This window comes from Stenotrophomonas sp. SbOxS2 (genome assembly GCF_013416715.1).
In the GTDB taxonomy this organism is placed as follows: domain Bacteria; phylum Pseudomonadota; class Gammaproteobacteria; order Xanthomonadales; family Xanthomonadaceae; genus Stenotrophomonas; species Stenotrophomonas lactitubi.
Genome location: NZ_JAAVXD010000005.1, coordinates 835199 through 852218 on the forward strand (window position 1 = coordinate 835199; position 17020 = coordinate 852218).

Below are 17020 nucleotides of genomic sequence, written 5' to 3' on the forward strand. Positions count from 1 at the left end.
CTTCCATATGAGAGATAAGCTATGAAAATCGCCGACAAAGATCGCATCGTGGTGACCGGAATGGGCGTCGTGAGTCCACTCGGCTGCGGGGTTGAAACCGTCTGGTCGCGCCTCTTGGCGGGACGCTCCGGCATCGGGTCGCTGGGTCGTGATCTCGCGGCGGGAACCGGATGCGAAGTCGGCGGGCGCGTGCCTGATCGCATTCAAGATCCTGAGGCGGGTTTCGATTCGACCGGCATCATCGCGCCGAAAGACCTCAAGAAGATGGACCGGTTTGTTGAGTTCGCGCTGGTCGCCGCCCACGAAGCCCTTGAGCAGGCCGGTTGGCGGGTAGCCGATGAGCGTGGGCGGCTGCGAACGGCAACCGTGATTGCCACCGGGATCGGCGGGTTTGGATCCATCGTCAATGCGGTCCACACCACCGAAAGCCGAGGGCCTGGCCGGTTGTCGCCCTTCACTGCCCCCACCTTCCTGGCGAATATGGCGGCTGGGCAGGCATCGATCCGTTACGGGTTCAAAGGTCCGCAGGGCGCTCCCGTCACGGCCTGCGCGGCGGGTGTCCAAGCCATTGGTGATGCGGCGCGTCTCATTCGGTCCGGTGAGGCGGACATCGCGTTGTGCGGTGGGGCGGAGGCGGCGATGCACCGGGTCAGCCTGGGCGGCTTCGCGGCTGCCAAGGCACTAAGTACGTCATTCAACGGCTCACCCCGGGCAGCCTCTCGCCCGTTTGATGAGCAGCGGGACGGATTTGTCATGTCCGAAGGGGCGGGGCTGCTGGTGATCGAGCGGCTGGATCACGCCTTGGCGCGTGGCGCCAATCCGCTTGCCGAGCTGGTGGGCTACGGTACGACGTCCGATGCCTACCATCTGACAGCAGGGCCCGACGACGGCAGTGGTGCGCGGCGGGCGATGGAGATCGCGCTAGCGCAGGCAGGCATAACGCCGGCGCAGGTGGATCACATCAATGCGCATGCGACGTCCACGCAGGTAGGTGATCGGGCAGAGCTCGCGGCGATGCGCGCCCTGTTTGGATCCCGCCCCGATCTTCTGATCTCTGCCACCAAGTCGAGTACCGGGCATCTGCTTGGGGCGGCTGGCGGCATAGAAGCCATCTTCACCGTGCTCGCCCTGCGTGATCAGGTCGCGCCGGCCACGCTCAATCTCGTTCGTCCGGATCCGTTGGCGGAGGGCCTTTCAATCGTGGCCGGAAAACCTCGGAAGGCCACGATGAGGTTCGCGCTGACTAATGGCTTTGGCTTTGGTGGCGTGAATGCCAGCGCGCTGTTCCGGCAGACATGAGTACAACCGGACCCCAGCGCACGGAGAGTAGAACGGCGTTGCGCTGGGAGACAGCCCGAGCAAAGACTCGACTCTGCATTCTGGATGCAGCCGGTGCTGTGTTCGCTGAAGAGGGCTTCGAGCGCGCGACGATGAAGCGGATCGCAGACACCTGTGGCGTCACGAAGGTGACCGTGTATGCCCACTTTCGCGATAAGGAGCGTCTCTACAAAGCGGTCATGGAAGATCATCTGGCTTCGATGCCGCCACCGAAGTTTGAATCACGGCGGTCGGTCGGGCTTAGCGATTCTCTGAACAGCATCGCAGAGGGTCTCGGAACGCTTGCGACGCATTCATCTTGTCGGAAGTTCTGCCAAACGCTAATGCGGTCTGAATTGAGTAGTGCTGTTTACTTGGAACACTGGAACTCGATTCTGCGACCGTACAGCGACGGCGCAATGCAAGCCTTTGCAAACGCTTCGCCAACCTCGGACAGCGCAGGCGACGGCGAGAAGTTTCTGAGGCTAATCTTGGCAGAGCATGGCTTACTTCAACGGCCATCGCCGGATTCCGGTAGCGACAAAACGGTCGCGCTTTTCTTGCGGGCCTACGCGTCGGCTGAGAGCAAGTAGCGCGCGGGAAGTCATCGATCGACTAGAGTTTATTGGCAGGTGCTTCACATTCGTAGAAAATCCCTTCTGTGCAATGATTAGGCGCATCGGAGGCAGGGGCGATCCCAGGAGTCCAAATGGGTAGAGCCTCATTGGCGCGCCGAGGCGCAAGCAGGGACATGCGGTCCATACTCTTATGAATCATCTTGACAAGCGTATTACCTTACAGGGCTCGATCGTTCTTCTAGGGACGTTTTCTGCTTTAGCGATGCTCTTCAATGCCCTGGTCGCCAACTACCAAGTTCAGAAGTCAATGCTTGTCGAGAACACCTTGGAATCGAACAGGGTGTACGCGGCAAAGCTTGCGCAAACGACTAGCTACGTTATCTCTTCCGCGCGAGAGAGGCTGGCATACAGTGCTTCGCTTATGGCATCGAACTTCAATTCGATGTCATTCCAGTACGACGAGGTAAGGCGCTTAAAGAACCAAGGAGATGTTTTCAATTCTGTTGTTGTCGTTAGCCACGAGGGGCGCGTTCTTTCGAGTTCGCCGCAAATGGAACAGTTGAACGGAAAATTGCTGAAAAGCTCAGCAAGTGAGGCTGCGCTTTCGAGGCGAATTCCGATGGTTAGCGATCCTTTTGTGTCGGCCAGCGGTAGGATGCTGTTGGTCATTTCTCATCCAATCTTTGGCGAGAATGGCCAGTACAGCGGTTATATTGCAGCAACGATATATCTTAAAGAACGTAATATTCTGCACGAAATGCTAGATGCCCACTACTACAGAGACGGGTCTTATGTCTACGTAATAGACAAATCTGGCAAGATTCTCTATCACCCCAACTCTATGCGGATTGGCGAGTCGGTCTCGGACAATCCAGTGGTGGATGCGGTCGCAAAAGGACGTGCCGGTGCTATGCAGATACTCAATAGCGAAGGGAAAGCAATGCTCTCTGGCTTCGCGCCGGTTCCGGAAGCCGGTTGGGGTGTGGTTACACAACGCCCGCTGGAACTAACGCTTCAACCGCTTAAGCAGCTTATGATCAGGGTAGTTCTGCGAACTACCCCTTTTGCCGCATTGACTCTGCTCTCGATATGGCTGCTGGCGCGCTGGCTTTCTTCTCCGCTTTCGCAGCTTGCGTTGAACACGCATGCCCGCGATGTTGGTCAAGCCATCGTCAAAGTTAAAGCTGTGACGGCTTGGTATTTTGAGGCCGCTCAACTCAAGCTGGCCGTGTTGAATAGCTTCAAATTTCTACAAGAGCGTATCGGGAAGCTGAACCTGGCAACGCTCACCGATCCTCTGACGGGACTGTTCAATCGGCGCGGCTTGGAAGAAGGTCTCGCCGATTTGAAGGATACGGAGGCAAGCTTCGCCGCCATCGCGATCGACATTGATCACTTCAAAGCAGTGAACGATGTTCATGGCCATGCCGCCGGCGACACTGTCATTGCTGAGCTCTCATCTATGATGCGTTTGAGTTCTCGCGAAGGGGACTTGCTCTGTCGGGCCGGTGGAGAGGAATTTCTGATGCTACTTCCTCATGTAGTGCTCAGAGATGCGGTAAAAATTGCCGAGCGCATTCGATCCCAAGTCAATCTTCATCATTTTTCAGTGGCGGGATGCATAACTGTCTCAATTGGAGTTAGCCATTACCCAGGAACCAACTCGGATCCAGATCTCACCATTCGCCAAGCCGACAAGGCGCTGTATCTGGCGAAGAGCGCGGGTCGAAATAGGGTTGTTACACACCCTGCGGACTCGTGAAAGGGCCGAAATACATGACCCTAAATCGCCAATGCCGGCATGTGATATGCGTCCGTCGTCTATGTCGGACGCCAGCGCTCGCGGAAGAGCTCCTCTTGTATGCGCTCTCTGAAGGAGCTTGCTTGAGGAATCTAGTTGGGTTTGCAGGGGGGGTAACATTTCGAGTATCTGCCCTCCAATGAGGCAGCTCGACCGTAGTCTTGAAGCAGAAAATCGTCGCCGATTACGGTCTTGACCATGTACTGAAAGCAGAGCTGAACGAGTAGCATGTATAGTGCCTGGATAACTGCGCCTGGGGACAGCCCGCCTTAGCTCGATAGTGGGGGGTTCGAGGGTTGCGTCGTCGACAACAGTCAGTTGCCGTTCCTCGGGACGCCCGATACCCCTTCGCCGGGAGCGAATCTGCTCGCGAATGGACCGGTGCCGGAGCATCGGACCCTGGGGCTCTCCGCACTAGAACTCGGTCGTCATCGGGTCTGTCGTCCTGTAGCCGACTGTGGGCAGGGGATTGGACGGCAAAGTGCTGGACATCGGTACCAATCAACCGTAAGGTAGGCAAATGTTGATTGCCTCCCACACCCGACCAGTCGAATCGACTCGTGCGCAGATCGTTGGCGCCGCGCGTCAGCTGATTCAGACACGGTCGTACCTGGGCTTCAGTTTTCAGGACTTGGCTGATCAGGTCGGCATCCGCAAAGCAAGCCTCTATCACCACTTCCCGACGAAGGAAGCGCTCGGTATCGAGGTGCTGCGTGAAGTGGGTCAGAGCTTTCGCGAATGGGCTGCGGAGCCGCGCGCTGCCGATGTCGCGCTCGACGCTTACTTCCGCATGTGCCGTCAAGTGATGAAGGCCGGCGCCGCAGTTTGTCCTGCTGGCGCGTTGGCGCCGGGCTGGGACTGCATCAACGAAGACCTGCGTCAGACCGTGCGCGAACTGCGCAGCGCGCAGGTGATGTGGCTCACCGGCGTGCTCGGCGCGCTGCTGCACAACGCGAAGCCGTCGGTGTCGGCCAGTGCGTTGGCTGCCTATGTGTTCGCTGCTTGCCAAGGCGCACTGCTATCGGCGCGAATGACCGGTCAAATCGAGGATTTCGACGAAGCCATCGTGTATATCAAGCAGTCGATTCCGTATTGATGCCGTCGTAACCCGCACGCTCCGGCGTGCTTTTCTGTGCCCCAAAAAACTACCGATCGGTCGGTAGGTTAATGAGGAGGAGTTGGATGAAAGCCGTCATCGCTGCCTACGCGCGCACCCCGTTTCACTTTGCCCGCAAGGGCGCGCTTGCCGAGGTGCGTCCCGACACTCTTGCCGCACAGGCAGTAAGCGGCTTGTTAAAGCGCACCGGCGTTGATCCCACGCTGGTCGAGGATGTGATTCTGGGTTGCGCCTACCCCGAAGCCTCGCAGGGCAACAATTTGGCGCGCATCGTTGGCCTACTGGCTGGCTTGCCGCAGGAGGTGGGCGGTATGACGGTCAACCGCTTCTGCGGCTCGTCGATGCAGGCGGTGCATATCGCTGCCGCGCAGATTGAGGCCGGCATGGGCGACGCCTTTCTATGCGTGGGCGTGGAGTCGATGACGATGGTGCCGCAGGGTGGCTTCAATTTCTCGCCCAACCCTGAGTTGCTGGCTTATACCCAAGCTTACACGTCGATGGGTGAGACCGCCGAGAACGTCGCCGCGCGCTGGAATGTGAGTCGTGCCGACCAGGAGGTGTTCGCCGTCGAATCACACCGCAAAGCAGCGGCCGCTCACGCCGCAGGCCGACTTGCCGAGGAGATCGTTCCAGTGCGGCTGGCCAACGGCGACGTGGTCGATGCCGACGGCTGCATTCGTTCGGCTACGTCCTTGGAGGCGCTGGCGGGCCTAAAACTCGCCTTTCGGGCCGACGGCTCCGTGACGGCCGGTACCTCGTCCCCGTTAACCGACGGCGCATCCGTGGTGTTGGTCACTAGCGACGCCTTCGCCGAGAAGCATGGGCTGGCGCCGATGGCGCGCATCAAGTCCTTCGCGTCGGTGGGCGTCGATCCGGCCATCATGGGCATCGGCCCGATCCCCGCCACGCGCAAGGCACTAGAGCGTGCCGGTATCACGGTTGCGGACTTGGATGTGGTCGAGATCAACGAAGCCTTCTCGTCGCAGGCACTCGCGTGCGTGCGCGACCTCGGCCTAGATCCGGCCACCGTCAACCTTGACGGTGGGGGCCTCGCCATCGGTCACCCGTTGGGCGCCACCGGCGCGCGAATCACGGGTAAAGCGGCGTCGTTGCTGGCGCGACAGAACGGGCGCTATGCGCTCTCGACGCAATGCATCGGCGGTGGTCAGGGAATCGCGACCGTGCTCGAACGCTTCTGATGCCAAGATTGGCACTTCGAGGGCTGAAATTGATCGTAATCGGCGACCGGGCTTCGATGATTTCCACTGGGCTTTCATTTAGGCGGTTCGAATGCGCTGCGAGTGCTCAGCTCAGCATCTATCCCGATATCGGACACGGCGGAGTGTTCCAATACCACGAAGTGTTCTTCGGCCAAGTGATGTCGTTCTGGCGAAACCAGCAGCGCCTGTCCAATACGCCGTTAGCGCGATTTCAGGAGAGGAGGGTAGACGGTTCACTCTTTCTCCTCCTGAAGGCAGATGCAGGCAGCGAATCGAATACGCTTGAAACTGCAAACTTGCGACGATCTAGAGGCAGGACGGGTATGGTGATATTGCTGCCCCCCAGCGACTGCGCGGACGGCAACGAGTTGGCGACGCAGAAGTTGCATGGTGTCAAGCACCTGGGTGGTCGGGTACGCCGGGTGGCGGAAGGGAGCCAGAGGAGGCTGATCGATACTTCGGAAGGGTATCCGTGTAGCGCTCTCATGAGGTTGCGGAAGGTCAGTGTCGCTCCGAATGCACAGCATGCAGAGGCGGTCAGCAATGGGTGTTAGAACTAAAACTGCGGTGATCGGTGTGCCCCAAACAGGCAGTCAGCCATTGACCGGAAAGATCGTTGCGCTACTTGCAGGCTTAGCCGCTATCGGCATGCTATCGACGAACATCATTCTCCCGTCCTTCCCTGATATCGGTCGGGAGCTCGGGGTGAGTGCTCGCGAGCTTGGTTTTACGCTTTCGAGCTTCTTCATCACATTTGCCCTGGGTCAGTTGTTGGTCGGTCCTCTGGCGGACCGCTACGGGCGCAAGAAGCTGGTGTTGGGCGGGCTTTGGGTTTTCGTATTGGGTACGGTGCTGGGAGGCCTGACGAGCACGCTGGAGATGCTGATCATCGCGCGGGTGATTCAGGCGCTCGGCGTATGTGCAGCGTCGGTGCTTTCGCGCGCTATTGCGCGTGATCTTTTCGAAGGAGAGGCTTTGGCGCGGGCCCTTTCGCTGACGATGATTGCCTCCGCCGCAGCACCTGGTTTTTCCCCGCTCGCCGGAAGCATCTTGTCGGTCACGCTCGGGTGGCGCGCGACATTCGTTCTGGTCGGCGCGGCAGCGGCGGTGCTAGCTGTGTTCTATGCCCGGGAGCTGGGTGAGACCCATCCGGCTGATCGCCGGAGCCGCCATTCTGCCGGCCAGGTTGTCCTTGCCTATGGCAGGCTGGCGCGGGATAGGCGATTCATCGTGCCGGCACTTTCGATGAGCCTGCTGATGAGTGGCTTGTTCGCTTCATTCAGTGCAGCGCCGGCCATTCTCATGAGCGGAATTGGCTTGTCATCATTAGAAACCGGGGTGTATTTCGCCTCCACTGTGTTCATCGTGTTTGCCGCTGGTATCACCGCCCCGCGCCTAGCCCATCGTTACGGTCCCGCACGCATCGCCACCTTCGGCATCGCCTGCGCTATGGCGGGCGGGATACAACTGCTCGCGGGTCCGGCACATCCAAGCCTGTGGTGGTATGCGGTGTCGATGGTGATGTTCCTGTGGGGGATGGGTCTAGCCAATCCTCTTGGCACAGCGATCGCAATGGGGCCCTTTGGTCGCGAAGCTGGCTTGGCCTCGGCACTGCTGGGCTTCCTCACCATGAGCGCGGCAGCGATGACGACCTGGCTGGTCTCGGCGATAGATGTCACGCCCGTTACGGTGCTGGGCGGCATTCAATCCGCCGCCAGCCTGATAGCGCTCGTCCTCTTCCTTCTTCGGGGCGCGTCGGCAAAGCCGCGTGGGACTGGGACCTGACGGCGACAAGCATCTTGGTAAGCTCACTTCACATAAAGTGAGAGCACGATCATGATTGCTACACAGTTATTCTGTGGGCGAGAGCGTGATCCACCGGATGTGGTTGCGGGGCGGAAGAGGCCCTCCGTGGCTAAGAGGGGCTTGGGAGATGGCCCATGCCGACGTCCGGAGCCAGGGAGTGAGCGACGTGCGCCATGACCATAAAGGCTGGGCGTGTATCTGGCGGCCCTTGTACCGCTCGCGTCATGATGGTGCCTTTGAGGCGCCCACCCATTGAGGCCTGGACCGTGCCGGGTGGGCCTAACTCGGACAACCATGGAAAAAGCTATGCATCAGACCATCATCATGACGGGAGCCAGCGACTGTATCGGTGTAATGACCCACCGGTTTCTGCTCAGGTCATGCGGTTAATGTAGCGGCATAGGCCGCATCCGCGGTCATCATCTTCAGCGCCTAATGCGCGCGCCGTTGGTTTTGGAAGGCGATCCAGTCAGCGATCACGCGCAAGGCATGCACCTGGCTCTCGAAGTGGTGCCGATGCAAGGACTGCTCCTTCAGCGTCCGGATCACCCGCTCGACCATCCCGTTCTGTTGCAGGAAGTGCGGGATGATGAATTCCTGCTTGAGGCCGTAGCTGCGCACCAGCCGCGTGTACTCGCGACTGGTGAGCGCCAGGCCATTGTCCGACCGCAGGAGGAAGGGTTCCCGGACTCGCCCAAGCTTGCCGTAGCAGGTGATAAAGGCCTGGTCGAGGGCGGCAGAGGCCGTGCTGGTCTTCCCGGTTCGTGATAGGTGCCAGCCGAGCAGTTGGCGCGCGCTGCAGTCGATCGCCAGCGCCAAGCTGAGCCAGTCATCCTTGCCGCCCCAAACGCGGCACAGGTCGGTCGCCCAGCGTTGGTCCGGCATTCTCGGCCCGCGAGACCTTGGTCTCGATCCTCGGCCGCTGGCCAAAGGCGCGCTTGCGCACCTGCCAGCCCTTGAGCTGGAAGATCCGCTCTTGTTCATGCGAAGCAGCGCAGCGACCGTGCGGTAGCCGAACGACGGTTCGGCCTCGATCATTTCCTTGATCGGCTCGGCCAGCTCCTGCTTGGCCTGGGCCGGTGCCCTAGTGGGCTTGTAGCACGTGGTGCGTCGGACCACGCCAAACCACTTGCACAGCTTGGTGGTCGGCACCACGAAACCTTCGTCCTTCAGGCGCGGCTGGACCGAGCGCATCAGCTCTCGACCTTTCCCAGCAGGGACGCCAGCTTTTTTCGGACGCGGATCTCCAGCATCGCCTCGCCTTAGGCTTCCTACAGGTCCTTGCGTTGGCGCTCGTACTGCTCGCGGACATTCGGGGAAAGTAACACCTGAGCAGGAAATCAGTGGGTGATTACAGTGCTGCTGTCGCCAACCAGTCGCGCGATTTCGCTGCGATCCGGACGTGGCAAGATAACAGTCGGATATCCATTTACGCTGAAGCGCTCGCCTCAGGCTTGGGCTTCTTCTAAGTCTCTGTCTAGTTGCACCGCTATGAATTGCTGCGTCTGTGCGATGAACCCTGGATCCTTAAATGTGGTGGCCTTTGAGCCAGTTGCATGGTGTGCACCAGATAGCGCCCCAATACAACAGGAGGGGTTTGCCGATTTTCTTGGCTTCTTCCGGGGCCTCCTCTACATCTCCCTCATGCCAAGCGATGTCAGGCGCCTCTGCGGGCCGTGTTGCTGCTACTGGCGGCGGGGGGTGTTGCGACGGCGTTGATCTTTGACAGACGGCTAGCGCTTTGAGCAGAACGGAAAGAGCGTTGAGCGTGGGAGGCGGCGAACGAAACAGTGGTGCCATGGCAAGCCTTTGCTTGACAGGGATTGGCCGGACCTTTTTCTAGAAAAACGTCCACGCCTGCTAAATTTATCGAAATTTTGCTCTTCTTGACGCTGCTCCGAGGGAAGACTGCGAACTGACGTCACGCCGAACGCAGCATTGGTCGAAAGTGCGTGCGGTAGAAGGAAATTTCTCAGCCGATCCTTCGGGCAATTCGAGGCAGGGAAAGGCCGACCAGGGGGCAGTGAGCTTTTACAGCAATCACTGAGCCTCCTAGATGTCCTGGTTTTCCGCCCCTACGGTCAGCGGCGGACAAGGAGGTCAGGGCGGGGGCACGGCGAGGTATAGACCTCCTTTCGCATCGGCATCGGCTATTGATCCGACCGTCTTCGCTCGCATCTTTTGTCTGCCAAGTTATCGGGCCAATTGAGCGGACCTGTTACAGCCAACAGGCTGAAATGTTGCAAATCAGTCAAGCAAGAGGACACACGCTGGACTTGCCGGTTGGGGTACGCAACGCCGAGGATGGGTTTGTGAGGTGGACATGCATGCCAACGGCGGCGTTAGTGGCGTTGGGCCGTGATGATTGGAAGGGTGTCCCGCGCTGGTACGGTGCGGTACATCCTTCCGTTCTCCGAGTCTCGATTCATTGAGAGATTTTGTTTTGAGCTGAGAATTTTTCTCGATCCTTTGTCAATGTCGTGCTGTTTGAGCATTAATTCTTAGGAACAGGTCAAGCTTCGTAGCAGACCGCCGGCTTCAGTCCCGGCTCGGTTTGCAGGGGAGAGGCCGCGTAACGCGAAGCAGACATCAGCCAGGAGCGAACCTTGAAGCGCAGTCGTGTTGTAGTCCCACTACTAGTGGGTTGGGTGCCGCTGCCGGCTTCGGCGGCAGTGGGGTCTGGATTGACGCATGACCTGACGGTCGCGGCGATGTTCCTGCAGGCGGACTGGGTGGTGAAGGCGGTGATGGGCGTGCTCATGCTGGCCTCGGTCGCCACGCTGAGCATCTGGATATTCAAGGGCTGGGAGATTGTCAGCCACCGTCGAGCCATTGCCAGCGCGTTGAAATCTCTTTCGGGAGGCGGCGAGCTGGCCAGCTTCACGCAGTTGCCGGACCCGGCCGCCGCCGCGATGATCCAGGCTGCGATCGGGGAGTTGGAACGTTATCCGGCCGGCGAGCGCGACGGGTTCGCAGATGGCATCAAGGAACGCGTGGCCGCCCAGATCCTGCGCGTGGAGGCCGGGCAGCAGCGCAAGCTCTCGCGCGGCGCTAGCGTGCTGGGCAGCATCGGTGCCGCCGCACCGTTCATCGGCCTGTTCGGCACGGTTTGGGGCATCATGCACAGCTTCATCGGCATTGCCCAGTCGCAGACCACCAACCTTGCAGTCGTTGCGCCCGGCATCGCCGAAGCGCTCTTGGCAACAGCCTTCGGGCTGGTCGCGGCGATCCCGGCGGTGCTGGTCTACAACGCCGTTACGCGTGCAATTGCGGGCTACCGCGTGCGCATGAAGGATGCCGCGACCCAGGTGATGTGCCTGCTGAGCCTGGAGCTGGAAGGAGACCTGAGCGCGCGACGCAGGGTGGAGCCGCCCCATGGCGTTTAAGCTCGACTCCGGCGACGAGCAAGAGGCCGGCCTGCATGAGATCAACGTAACCCCCTTCATCGACGTGATGCTGGTGCTGTTGATCATCTTCATGGTGGCCGCGCCGCTGGCCACGGTGAACGTGCCGCTGGACCTGCCGGTGTCCAGCGCTCAGGCGCAGCCGGAACAGCAGGAGCCGGTGGTGGTCAGCCTGCGGGCGGACCTGCGCGTGTTCGTGGATGAGACAGAGGTGGAGCGGGCTGCACTGAGCGGTGCGTTGCACAGCGCGCTGGGCGGTGATCGCGATGCGCGCGTGCTTCTGCGCGCCGACAAGACCATCCCCTATGGCGAGCTGATGCGCCTGATGAATACGTTGAGCGAACAGGGCTACCAGAAAGTGGCGTTGGTCACGCTGGACCAGACGGAGACTTAGGCACTATGGGCCAGCGCGGGGTGTCCGATTCAAGCCGATGGGCGGGCAGTATCGCCAGCGCGCTGCTGCTGCATAGCGGCGTGGCGGCGCTGATCTTGATTGATTTCGGTAGGCAGCCCTCTGTGGCGGACGTTCATGCGATGGCGGCCATGACGGTGGAGCTTGCGCCGCTGCCTGCGGCGCCGGAACAACAACAGACCGAGAAGCCCGTCGGCCCAGAGCAGGTTGAGTCCCGTGTGCAGCCCCAGCTCAGACCGCGTGCGTTCGACCCGCCGCCGGAGATCAGGACGCAGCCGCCTCCCGATGCACTGGCCGCCACGCCGGAAGAAAAGCCAGAAGCCGGGCAAGTGGCAGCGGCCGACCGCACCACCGCGGCACCTTCGAGCTTGGCAGCCACCGAAGCGGCGCTACAGGCGCCGGTACAGGGCGCTTCCAGCGAGAATGCCACGGCTACCGTCCAGACCTGGGAGAACCGGTTGTTGACCCACCTGGAGAAGCACAAACGCTATCCCGGTTCCGCGCAGCGGCGCCGGCAGGAGGATGTGGTCTACCTGCGCTTCACGATGGATCGCAGCGGCAATGTGCTGCAGTGGAACATCTGGCGCAGCCGTGGCTATGTGCTGCTCGATGAGGAAGTCGAGGCGCTGATCAAACGCGCCGCCCCGCTGCCCCCCCCGCCGCCGGAGATGGGCGGCAGCACCATCGAGATGGTCGTACCTGTGGAGTTCTTCCTGCACCGCCAGACAACTCCGGGAGGCGACGATGAAGTGGGGACGTCACCAATCGCCGATGCCCGCGCCGAGCGCAGCGAATGAAACGGTACTGACTGCCGTGCTGACTACAGAAGAACTCACGCGCATCTTCATCGAGATCCGGCCGAGTCTGGAGCGCGTCATCGAGCGCCGTATCCTCGATCGGCATACCGCGCAGGACCTCGTGCAGGACATCTACCTTCGACTTGGCCGGGTTTCAAGCCTGCTGTCAGGCGAAGAAGACGCGCGCCGCTACCTGATGCGCATGGCAGTGCATGCGGCGCTCTACCACCTCCGCAGCGAAAGCAATCGAGCGCAATTGCTCGCAGGCTCAATGATCCTGTTCGAAGGGCATGTCGCCGAGCCGGAAGAACACGCACATGCGCGCGACCAGATGAGCCTGATCGAGGCGACGCTCGCCGAGCTGCCTGCCAAGTGCCGGGACGTGCTGTATCTGACGCGCGTGGAGGGCTTGCCGCGCGAGGAGGTGGCGGCCCGTCTTGGCGTTTCGCTGAGCCTGGTGAATAAGTACGTGCTGATGGCATTGAAACGTTGCGCGCAGAAGCTGGAGGAGAGATGAACGTACAGGTGCCCGTTATTGTCATTTTCGGACTCGCCGGGCGTTAGAGGGACAGGTAATGAGCGACGACGACACAATGCAGCTGAAAATGGAATTGGACCCCAACGATCCTATGGACCAGGCGCTCGTGTGGGTCTCCCGTATCGCCACCGGAGAGGCCGACGTCACTGCGCTGGCCGAATTCGAGCAATGGCGCGATGCAGATGCGCGCCATGAGAAGGCAATCAACGAAGCCAGGCGACTGTGGTTGATGCTCGGCGCGCCACTGGAGCAAGAGTACGCGCCGGTAATGGCGAGCCTTCCTGCCAGCGCGGCACATCGGCAGCAGACCAAGCGCAGACGTGCATGGCGTCCGGCGTTGGCGACCGCTGCGGCGTTGGTAGTCGCTATGGCGTTAGGCGAGCAGTGGCATCGTGACTGGCGATTCGACCAGGCCACTGGTACCGGCGAGCAACGCACCATCGCATTGGCCGACGGCAGCACGATGTGGTTGAACATCGACAGTGCCGCCGACCTGCAGGTCGATGTGGAGCGGCGCCATATTCACCTGGCGCGCGGCGAAGCCTACTTCGACGTGGCGCACGATCCGCAGCATCCGTTCACCATTGATGCAGGCAACGGTCAGGTCAAGGTGCTGGGGACGGCCTTTGGGGTGCGCCGCGAGAGCGAGGATGTCGTGGTAGTCGTGCAACGAGGTAAGGTGCAAGTTGCCAGCGCGGAGGGGCCCGCTGTGTTCGTCACCGCAAACGAAAAGATCCGCGTCAACCCGGGGAAATCAATGCCGCGCATCGAAGCGGTCAGCGCGGAACAGGTGCTGTCTTGGCGCACTGGACGCCTGCAGTTCGAGAACCGTCGTTTCGGCGAGGTGCTGGAAGAACTCAAGCGCTACGACCGGCGTCTGGTGCTGGTCACCTACCCGCAGGCGGATCAGCAGCGTGTGAGTTCCATCGTGGATCTGGCGCGTCTGGACGAATGGTACGACACGCTCGAGCTGTCGATGCCCGTCAAGGTGACCCGGATTGGGCCGATCGTCTGGATTCGCGCTTCCTGATGCACTGACCGCGCGCCTTGGTATGCGTGATGCTGTTTTCTTGCATCGAGCGAAATGTACGTTTGCTGCGCATTCGATCTGCCGTGCATTTGATTGACGCTGTTCGCGCCGCGCAGTGCCAGCGACTTTCCCGTTGCGCACAGTCTAGTTGAAGTGTTTCTGTCAACTTCTGCGTTCTCGAGCATTACCCCTTAAGAGATCCCGTCCACGCGTGGGGAGGTGCGCGGAGGGGACTCGGGTTCGTCCTGTCGCAATGCGCAGGGCGGCATCGACGACAACCATGGGGAATAGGGAATGAGATGCTCGGTTCTGAATATTTCACAGGTTTCGATTCTTGAACAGGCGCTGCGGCGCTGCAAGGCTGGTGCGTTGATGGCGGTCACCGTGGGCGCTTTTTCCTGGGTGGGCTTGGCACCAATGGCCGCTGCGCAGCAGGCACCGGCGCAGGTGCGGCAGATGCATGATTTCGACGTTCCGGTTGGTCCATTGAGCGCGTCATTGTTGCGCTTCGGTGCGCAGTCCGGTCTGCAGTTCAATGTTGACAGCCGGCTGACCGACGGCAAGCGGACCGATGGCGTTCGAGGAAGGTATTCGGTCGAGGGGGGCTTGAACCAGTTGTTGGCTGGAAGCGGCCTGACCTTTCGTTATGCAGGCCCGCGGACGGTCCTGATAGAGGCTGTTCCGGATGCAGGCAATGCGCGCGTGCTTGGTCCATTGAGGATCGAAGGATCCACTGGCGATTTGCAGATTAACAACGCCAATGGCAGCGGTGATACAACTGCCACCGAGGGCAGCGGCAGCTATACCAGTGGCGCTTTGAACATTGCGAGTAAGACGCCGCTGTCGTTGCAGCAAACACCGCAGTCGGTGAGCGTGATCACGCATCAACGTCTGGTCGAGCAGAACATCACCGACTTCTCCTCGTTGATGAACCAGTCCACGGGCATCAGCACCGTCACCGGTGCCAACGGTCCGTTGCAGGCGGAGTTCTACTCGCGCGGCTTTCGTATCCAGCGCATCCAGATGGATGGCGGCGCACCGATGGACATTGCCAACCCCGATTACGGAATGGTGCCGCAACTGGACATGGCGATGTACGACCATGCCGAGATCCTGCGCGGTGCCGATGGCCTCTACAACGGCTATGGCCAACCAGGCGGTGTCATCAGCCTCGTGCGTAAGCGCGCGCTCGATCATGCGCAGGTGATCGTCGAAGGTCAGGCTGGAAGCTGGAACAACTATCGCACGATGTTCGACGCCACAGGGCCGCTGGCGCTCGACGGCTCCCTGCGGGGGCGAGGTGTAGTGGTCTGGCAAGACCAGGACTATTTCTACGACATCGCCCACAACGAAAAAAAGATGGTGTACGGCGTCGTGGACTGGGATGCCACTCCCTCGACCGTGATCGGCATCGGTGCCAGCCGCACCTGGCAGGATGCATTGCCTTTTGCTGCCGGCCTGCCACGCTACCGCACCGGCGCATCGCTCGATCTTTCTCGCGACACCTGCCTGTGCGTGCCCTGGGGGCAGTACGACATCGACACCACCGAGATCTTCGGCCGTGTAGAGCAGACGTTTGGCGAACACTGGAACCTGACGATGAACTGGGGCCGCACCAAGCAGGAGCGGGTGCAGGTGCAAGGAACCGTCAATGGTCCCATCAACGTGATGACAGACGGAGGAGGCAATCTCTATCAAGGACGCGAACAGGGTGTCAGCACCCAGGTGACCGGCGACCTGACACTTGCTGGCAGCTTCAAGCTGTTCGGCCATGAGCAGACCTTGGTCGTCGGCACGAACTACGCCGAGGCCGATGGCGCCGGAGCGACGCGTTACACTTCGCCTGCGCCGATGCCCACGCCGGTCCGCAACATCCGGGAATTCGACCCCTATGATCCGGCTTACGCCAGGGGCAGCGAGGATGTGCGACAGTCGTATTCTCCAGAGGACCTCAGTCGGCAGTTCGGCGCTTACGCGTCGCTGCGGATGACGTTCTGGGAGCCACTGCATCTGAACATCGGGATGCGGTACAGCAAGCGCAAGTCCAGCAGCATCAGTCAGTTATTCTGTGCACAGGTGGGAGGCTGTCAGGACTTCGACACCGGCGAGGCCTGGGCGCAGGGTGAGCTCTTGTTTACCGGCGCTTATCGCGTCAAGACCCGTGATCTCAGTTGGCCTCCGCAGGTCTCGCTGGTCTACGACATCCGCAAGTCGCTGTCGGTCTATGCCAGCTACACCGACGTCTATCTGGAGCAGTCCGGTCTGCTTGGTCGCGACGGCAGTGAGGTAGAGCCGATCACCGGCAGCAATATCGAGGGCGGCATCAAGTGGGCCGGTCGCGATGGCCGCCTCAATGCTTCGTTGGCGGTCTACCGCATCGAGCAGAGTAAGTTCGCGCAACTCGACGGCGATTTCGGAAATCCGGACGACTACTTCAGCCCTGATGGTGGGACGCGCTACTGCTGCTATACGACCGACGCCGATCTGCAGCGCGTGAGCAGCGGCGTCGATCTGGAGGTGAACGGTGAGATTCTGCCTGGTTGGCAGCTGTCCTTCGGTTACACCAGCAACAAGAACGAAGAGACAGGCACGCTGTCTTTCCAGAACGGTGCGCCCCTGGAGTCACGCCTGCCCAGGCACCTGCTCAAGGTCTGGACCAGCTATCAGTTTCAGAATGGAGAATGGCTCAGGCGCCTGAGCATCGGCGGCGGTGCGAATGCCCAGAGCAGCGGTTATTTCGAAGGCAATGCCTGCCTGGCCTACGACATCACCGGAAGCACCTGCACGGGTGGCTTCGCTCCCTTCCAGTTCACGCAGGGTGCGTATGTCGTAGTTGCCGCGCGTGCGGCCTATCAAGTCGACGACCACTGGTCGGTCGCTCTGAACCTCAACAACCTGTTCGACAGGACGTACTACCAGACTGTGCAGAACAGCGTATCGGGCAACTGGTATGGCGAGCCGCGCAACCTCATGTTGAGCATTCGCGGTCAGTTCTGACGA

At 60.5% G+C, this 17020-nt stretch carries 13 protein-coding genes and 2 pseudogenes; 12 read left to right on the forward strand and 3 right to left on the reverse strand.

Translation table 11 applies throughout. The features are described from left to right. Nucleotides 1-21: 21 nt before the first annotated feature. The 6 genes from fabF to HFK18_RS13365 all read left to right on the forward strand — a co-directional run bounded on the left by fabF (nt 22) and on the right by HFK18_RS13365 (nt 7818). Nucleotides 22-1299: a beta-ketoacyl-ACP synthase II gene (gene fabF, locus HFK18_RS13340; RefSeq protein WP_180166609.1), complete on the forward strand. Its 1278-nt coding sequence runs from the start codon at nt 22-24 to the stop codon at nt 1297-1299. Continuing rightward, complete coding sequence (locus HFK18_RS13345; RefSeq protein WP_257216211.1) at nt 1296-1910, forward strand: helix-turn-helix domain-containing protein; 615 nt, start codon at nt 1296-1298, stop codon at nt 1908-1910. Before fabF ends, HFK18_RS13345 begins: the two co-directional genes overlap by 4 nt. Before the next feature lie 175 nt (nt 1911-2085). After that, entirely contained in the window at nt 2086-3657 is a 1572-nt protein-coding gene (locus tag HFK18_RS13350) for a sensor domain-containing diguanylate cyclase (RefSeq protein WP_180166611.1), read from the forward strand. Between the two features lie 559 nt (nt 3658-4216). Continuing rightward, on the forward strand, nt 4217-4792 hold the full coding sequence (locus HFK18_RS13355; RefSeq protein ID WP_180166612.1) for a TetR/AcrR family transcriptional regulator: 576 nt from the start codon (nt 4217-4219) through the stop codon (nt 4790-4792). An 86-nt stretch (nt 4793-4878) separates the two neighbouring features. Next, the gene (locus HFK18_RS13360) at nt 4879-6012 is read left to right on the forward strand and encodes a thiolase family protein (RefSeq protein ID WP_180166613.1); all 1134 of its coding nucleotides are present in this window, start codon (nt 4879-4881) and stop codon (nt 6010-6012) included. A 621-nt stretch (nt 6013-6633) separates the two neighbouring features. Then, on the forward strand, nt 6634-7818 hold the full coding sequence (locus tag HFK18_RS13365; protein WP_257216212.1) for a multidrug effflux MFS transporter: 1185 nt from the start codon (nt 6634-6636) through the stop codon (nt 7816-7818). Nucleotides 7819-8271: 453 nt separating this feature from the next. Here the strand turns inward: HFK18_RS13365 and HFK18_RS13370 are convergent, their stop codons facing one another. The 3 genes and pseudogenes from HFK18_RS13370 to HFK18_RS13375 form a co-directional block, all read right to left on the reverse strand. Beyond that, nucleotides 8272-9033: a DDE-type integrase/transposase/recombinase gene (locus HFK18_RS13370; protein WP_257216213.1), complete on the reverse strand. Its 762-nt coding sequence runs from the start codon at nt 9031-9033 to the stop codon at nt 8272-8274. Further along, nucleotides 9033-9152, reverse strand: a pseudogene (locus tag HFK18_RS22040) (DUF1153 domain-containing protein); the annotation flags it as partial. The gene HFK18_RS13370 and the pseudogene HFK18_RS22040, both read right to left, overlap by 1 nt. A 33-nt stretch (nt 9153-9185) precedes the next feature. Beyond that, a pseudogene (locus HFK18_RS13375) lies at nt 9186-9639 on the reverse strand (thioredoxin family protein); the annotation flags it as partial. Nucleotides 9640-10523: 884 nt separating this feature from the next. Here HFK18_RS13375 and exbB point away from each other — a divergent pair. From exbB to HFK18_RS13405, 6 genes are all read left to right on the forward strand, one after another. Further along, nucleotides 10524-11225 carry a tonB-system energizer ExbB gene (gene exbB / locus HFK18_RS13380; protein WP_257216214.1) on the forward strand — a complete coding sequence of 234 codons (702 nt, stop codon included), beginning with the start codon at nt 10524-10526 and terminating at the stop codon, nt 11223-11225. After that, nucleotides 11215-11637, forward strand: a complete 423-nt coding sequence (exbD, locus tag HFK18_RS13385) for a TonB system transport protein ExbD (protein WP_180166615.1) — start codon at nt 11215-11217, stop codon at nt 11635-11637. Before exbB ends, exbD begins: the two co-directional genes overlap by 11 nt. A gap of 5 nt (nt 11638-11642) precedes the next feature. Next, nucleotides 11643-12452, forward strand: coding sequence for an energy transducer TonB (locus HFK18_RS13390; RefSeq protein ID WP_180166616.1), 810 nt, complete (start codon nt 11643-11645; stop codon nt 12450-12452). After that, the gene (locus HFK18_RS13395) at nt 12400-12969 is read left to right on the forward strand and encodes a sigma-70 family RNA polymerase sigma factor (RefSeq protein WP_180166617.1); all 570 of its coding nucleotides are present in this window, start codon (nt 12400-12402) and stop codon (nt 12967-12969) included. Before HFK18_RS13390 ends, HFK18_RS13395 begins: the two co-directional genes overlap by 53 nt. 58 nt (nt 12970-13027) lie before the next feature. Then, nucleotides 13028-14020 carry a FecR domain-containing protein gene (locus HFK18_RS13400; RefSeq protein WP_180166618.1) on the forward strand — a complete coding sequence of 331 codons (993 nt, stop codon included), beginning with the start codon at nt 13028-13030 and terminating at the stop codon, nt 14018-14020. Between the two features lie 294 nt (nt 14021-14314). Next, on the forward strand, nt 14315-17017 hold the full coding sequence (locus HFK18_RS13405; protein ID WP_180166619.1) for a TonB-dependent receptor: 2703 nt from the start codon (nt 14315-14317) through the stop codon (nt 17015-17017). Nucleotides 17018-17020: the final 3 nt, after the last annotated feature.

What these genes read in the sequence shown, in the direction of transcription:
- exbD (WP_180166615.1), top strand. Translation starts at nt 11,215, where the DNA reads ATGGCGTTTAAGCTCGACTCCGGCGACGAGCAAGAGGCCGGCCTGCAT.
- HFK18_RS13400 (WP_180166618.1), top strand. Translation starts at nt 13,028, where the DNA reads ATGAGCGACGACGACACAATGCAGCTGAAAATGGAATTGGACCCCAAC.
- HFK18_RS13395 (WP_180166617.1), top strand. Translation starts at nt 12,400, where the DNA reads ATGAAGTGGGGACGTCACCAATCGCCGATGCCCGCGCCGAGCGCAGCG.
- HFK18_RS13360 (WP_180166613.1), top strand. Translation starts at nt 4,879, where the DNA reads ATGAAAGCCGTCATCGCTGCCTACGCGCGCACCCCGTTTCACTTTGCC.
- HFK18_RS13345 (WP_257216211.1), top strand. Translation starts at nt 1,296, where the DNA reads ATGAGTACAACCGGACCCCAGCGCACGGAGAGTAGAACGGCGTTGCGC.
- HFK18_RS13350 (WP_180166611.1), top strand. Translation starts at nt 2,086, where the DNA reads ATGAATCATCTTGACAAGCGTATTACCTTACAGGGCTCGATCGTTCTT.
- HFK18_RS13355 (WP_180166612.1), top strand. Translation starts at nt 4,217, where the DNA reads ATGTTGATTGCCTCCCACACCCGACCAGTCGAATCGACTCGTGCGCAG.
- fabF (WP_180166609.1), top strand. Translation starts at nt 22, where the DNA reads ATGAAAATCGCCGACAAAGATCGCATCGTGGTGACCGGAATGGGCGTC.
- HFK18_RS13370 (WP_257216213.1), bottom strand. Translation starts at nt 9,033, where the DNA reads ATGCGCTCGGTCCAGCCGCGCCTGAAGGACGAAGGTTTCGTGGTGCCG.
- HFK18_RS13405 (WP_180166619.1), top strand. Translation starts at nt 14,315, where the DNA reads ATGAGATGCTCGGTTCTGAATATTTCACAGGTTTCGATTCTTGAACAG.
- HFK18_RS13390 (WP_180166616.1), top strand. Translation starts at nt 11,643, where the DNA reads ATGGGCCAGCGCGGGGTGTCCGATTCAAGCCGATGGGCGGGCAGTATC.